Raw genomic sequence first — 3744 nt, forward strand, 5'->3', positions numbered from 1 at the left:
GTGAACTCCGCCGGGTCGAGCGTGACCGCCTCGTCGCCTTGGGGGAGCGTGCCGACGTCGATCGGCGCTGTGTCGATTGGCGCTGTGTCGGTCGTGGCGGTGCATCCGGCTATCGACAGTGCGATTCCGATGGTCATCAGAATGCCTGTGGCGTGGCGCGCGGTGGCCTTCATGGCTCGTCCTTTCTCGAAGAGTTTTCCTGACGGGCCCAGAGTGCACTGGGGATGCTGACGTGGAGCTGAACCGCGACCTCCTCCGTTCAGCCTGGCGTCAGCGACGGGTGCCTACGGTGAGCCACGTGCTTCGAGCCCTTCGGTGCACCTAAGGAGAAGATCATGAGAAACGCGACAAAGATCGCGATCGCCGCAGGCTCTGTCGTCATTTCGGCGGCGTTGCTCGGGGCCGCACTCGCGCCCGCGGACGATGGGGATGACGCATGGGAATCAGAGGCGCCGATCACCGGGAACGCTCTGGCGACCGCGAGTGACGTTGCTCTCGCCCATACGGGCGGCGGCACCGTCACCGACACCGAGGTGGGCGACGAGGAGAGCTACTACGAGGTCGAAGTGACCCTCGCCGACGGCACCGAAGTCGACGTGCAGCTCGACGAGAAGTTCGTCGTGGTCGGTGACGAGTCGGACGACACGCCCTAGTACCGTGGGGCGATGAAAGTCCTCCTGGTCGACGACGACGAGAAGCTCACGGCCGCGGTCTCGCGAGGACTCGCGGCCGAGGGCTTCAACGTCGAAGTCGCGCACGACGGGATCGACGGGCTGTGGCGTGCTTCAGAGGGGAGCTACGACGTCATCGTGCTCGACATCATGCAGCCGGGGCGCAACGGCTTCCTGGTGTGTGCCGACCTGCGTGCAACCGGGAACTGGACTCCGGTGCTGATGCTCACGGCCAAGGATGGGGACCTTGACGAGGCGGAGGCCCTCGATACGGGAGCCGACGACTACCTCGTCAAGCCGTTTTCGTACCCAGTTCTCATCGCCCGGTTGCACGCGCTCATCCGGCGCAGTAACTCGCGGGACCCGGCTCCGATCGGCGTCGGAGACCTCCGGGTCGATCCGCTCGCCCGCCGAGTGTGGGCCGGTGAGCGCGAAGTCGAAGTGACCTCGCGGGAGTTCGACGTGCTGTTCTTTCTCGTGCACCGTGCAGGTCAGGTGTTGTCCAAGCGGGCGATCCTCGACGGTGTGTGGAGCGACGACTTCGAAGGCGACCCCAATATCGTCGAGGTCTACGTCGCGCGCCTGCGCCGCAAACTCACGGGTCACTCGCGTCTCGCGAGCATCGACACGGTGCGCGGGGCCGGTTACCGGATCGAAGGGTCCTCGTGAGCGTGCGGAGCCGGATCACCCTGCTGGCGACCGCCGTGGTGGTCTTCGTGCTCGTGCTCACAGCGACGTCGTTGGTCGCGTCGCAGCGCGTCGTTCTGACGGACAACGTCGACGAGGTGCTGCAGCGGCACGTCGCCGAGATCGCTCAGGAAATCGCCGCCGGAACGTTGCCAACGACCATTCCCGGGCAAGGTGACGACGAAGCGTTCGCCTATGTCGTCGATGCGAACGGGGAGGTGGTCGCATCGACGACTCGGTCGATCGACCATCGACCCATCGACGCACCGACGGATGAGACGCCGCAGTTCCAGACCGTGCGACCGGTTTCGGGAGTCACCAACTACCGCGTCATCTCGCAGCGCAGCGGCGCTTTGGTGATCGTTGCCGGAACGCCGCTCGACGACGTCGACGAGAGCGTGGCGACCCTCGCCACCGGCTTGGCTGTTGCGGTTCCCGCGGCGTCGCTCCTGCTCGCGTTCCTTGTCTGGTTTCTCGTCGGGCGGGTACTGCGCCCGGTCGAGGAGATCCGCACGCAGGTTGCGGCAATCGGCAGCGGCAGTCTCGATCGCCGCGTCCCCGAGCCGCGAACGCTCGACGAGGTGGGCCTGCTGGCGCGCACCATGAACCAGATGCTCGCGCGCTTGGAGGCGTCGTCGGAGCGCCAACGGCGCTTCGTCGCGGATGCGTCCCACGAGTTGCGCAGCCCACTGGCTCGGATCCGCGCCGAACTCGAAGTCGACCGCGCGCACCCGGACTCGGCCGACCCCGCCGCCACGAGCCGAAGCGTGTTGGAGGAGGTCGACATCCTGCAGGGTCTCGTCGACGACCTCCTCACCCTTGCCCGAAGCGATGGTGCGGCCTCGCAAAGCCGACCGGGTCTGGTCGACCTCGATGACGTCGTCCTCGGCGAGGTCGATCGGTTGGGTGGAGCCCGTGGCGCGGTCGACATCTCCGGAGTCTCAGGTGCGCAGGTGCTGGGCGATCCGATCCAGCTGTCCCGGGTCGTTCGCAACCTGCTGGACAACGCGCTGCGACACGGCGGACTCGGTATCACGGTCACCCTCCGTGAACAGGACGGCGATGCGGTGCTCGCGGTCGCCGACGATGGGAGAGGCATTCCTGCCGAGGATCGCGAGCGGGTATTCGAGCGTTTCGCCCGCATCGACGAGGCGCGAGCGGCATCGGATGGCGGCGCCGGTCTCGGGCTCGCGATCGTGCGCGGGATAGCTACGGCGCACGGGGGGACGGTCGTCGTCGACCCGACTTTCTCGCCCGGAGCCCGATTCGTGGTGCGGATACCGTTGGCCAAGTCGGGCTGGGCCGACCCCGGTGCTGTTCCGTAGGCTGGCCGGATGACGGCTTCGGATCGCACGCCCACGCCCATCGACAAGATCGCCGAGGACTGGGTCGCCACAATGATCGACCTCGATCCGGATACGGCGATCTGGATGGGCGTCGAGGGTCGCATCGGCGAGATCGGCGACTATTCGCCGGCCGGTCACGACAAGCTCGTCGCCGAAGCGAAGAAGGTCGTCGCCTCCCTGGCGACGGCGAAGCCTCTCGACGAGGTCGATGAAGTCACCAAGACCGACATCACTTCCGAGCTCCAGCTCGAGATCGCCTCTGCAGAGGCCGGCTACCACCTGCGCGACCTCAACGTGATCGCCTCGCCCGCGCAGAACATCCGCGAGATCTTCGACCTCATGCCGACCGAGTCCGAGGCCGATTGGTCGGTCATCTCCACCCGTCTTGGCAATGTGGCGGGTGCCGTCGACGGCTACATCGAAACGCTCAAGAAGGGCATCGCGACCGGCTCGGTCCCGGCGCAGCGGCAGGTCGCCGAGGTCGCTCAGCAGGCGCGCAAACACGGCGACCCGCTTGGTTTCTTCTTCGACTTCACCGGGGGCGCGAAGCTCGGCGACGGAGCAGACCTGCCGGCTTCGCTCAACGCCGACCTGAAGAAGGGTGCGGAAGCCGCTGCCGAGGCCTACGACCGGCTGGCGGAGTTTCTCGAGACCGAGTTGGCGCCCGCCGCGACCGAGGTCGACGCCGTGGGACGCGAACTGTACGCCCTCCGGTCGCAACACTTCCTCGGCGCGAAGATCGACCTCGACGAGACCTACGAGTGGGGAATCGAAGAGTTGGCGCGCATGGTCGCCGAGCAGACCCGCATCGCGGGCGAGATCGTGCCCGGCGGATCCGTATCCGACGCGATCGAGGCCCTCGAGAAGGATGCCTCCCGCAAGCTCCACGGCACCGACGAGCTGCAGCGCTGGATGCAGGCGACGAGCGACCAGGCGGTTGCCGACCTCTCGAAACATCACTTCGACATCCCTGATGCAATCAAGAACCTCGAGTGCATGATCGCGCCGACTCAAGAGGGCGGCATCTACTACACCGGCCC

At 66.6% G+C, this 3744-nt stretch carries 4 protein-coding genes; all 4 read left to right on the plus strand.

All coding sequences use genetic code 11. From position 1 onward, the window contains the following. The first annotated feature begins 335 nt into the window (after positions 1-335). Complete coding sequence (locus RMO30_RS05135) at positions 336-653, plus strand: hypothetical protein (protein ID WP_309710371.1); 318 nt, start codon at positions 336-338, stop codon at positions 651-653. A gap of 12 nt (positions 654-665) precedes the next feature. Beyond that, positions 666-1340: a response regulator transcription factor gene (locus tag RMO30_RS05140; protein ID WP_309710372.1), complete on the plus strand. Its 675-nt coding sequence runs from the start codon at positions 666-668 to the stop codon at positions 1338-1340. Beyond that, positions 1337-2683 (plus strand): HAMP domain-containing sensor histidine kinase, encoded by a 1347-nt coding sequence (locus RMO30_RS05145; protein WP_309710374.1) that lies wholly within the window; start codon positions 1337-1339, stop codon positions 2681-2683. The genes RMO30_RS05140 and RMO30_RS05145 overlap by 4 nt, the downstream gene beginning before the upstream one ends. 9 nt (positions 2684-2692) lie before the next feature. Next, positions 2693-3744, plus strand: a 1052-nt coding sequence (locus tag RMO30_RS05150) for a DUF885 domain-containing protein (RefSeq protein WP_309710376.1), incomplete at its 3' end; no start/stop codon positions are given.

Origin of the sequence: Pseudolysinimonas sp. (assembly GCF_031389465.1) — a bacterium.
Classification (GTDB): domain Bacteria; phylum Actinomycetota; class Actinomycetes; order Actinomycetales; family Microbacteriaceae; genus Pseudolysinimonas_A.